Source organism: Arthrobacter sp. Cr_A7, from assembly GCF_029222765.1.
Classification (GTDB): Bacteria; Actinomycetota; Actinomycetes; order Actinomycetales; family Micrococcaceae; genus Arthrobacter.
In genome coordinates, this window is sequence record NZ_JARHXQ010000192.1 from 1 (window position 1) to 612 (window position 612).

General features: G+C 69.1%; 1 protein-coding gene. It reads right to left on the reverse strand.

The window, feature by feature from the left end; all coding sequences use genetic code 11:
• Positions 1-382: 382 nt before the first annotated feature.
• On the reverse strand, positions 383-612 hold a 230-nt coding region (locus P2Q66_RS11270; RefSeq protein WP_275728074.1), incomplete at its 5' end, for a DNA-processing protein DprA.

The following is a 612-nucleotide window of genomic DNA, read 5'->3' on the forward strand; positions in this document are numbered from 1 at the left end:
GAGGAACGGAGGGGCTAGAGGGGCCGGAGCGGGCACGTACAATCCGAAGGACAGCAGCCAAAAAACGTCGTAGACACACAGGGCCAGGGACGGCGGAGCTCTGCGGAGCCGGCACTGGACCCGACAGCCGGCCGCGCCAGCGGACGCCATCAACTGGTTGAAGCGCAGGGCAAACCAGGGCGAGTCCAGCGAGCCTGCCTCTTCCCCAAGCCACGGACAAACCCCACGACACCACCGCCCATGGCTTGCCGCCGGCGGCCGCCAACCGCGCACCTGGTCACTGCGGGATTGGCGGTTCGCCGCGGGGGACCACCAGCGAAAGCCAGCCACGACGGCGGACCGCCCGCGGTGACCGGCCCCGAAAGACCGGCCACCCTGTGGGTTAGCTGGCGAGCAGTTCGGTCAGCTCGGCCGCGTCTGTGACCAGTGCCGCGCCACCTTCTTTCAGGAGCCGGTGGCATCCTGCGGAGTTTGCGCTGTGAACGCTGCCGGGGACGGCGGCGACGTGCCGGGCGATGGTTTCGGCGTGGTGCGCGGTGTTCAATGCACCTGAGCGCCAGCGGGCTTCGACAACACAGGTCACTCCGGCCAGTGCGGCGATGATGCGGTTCC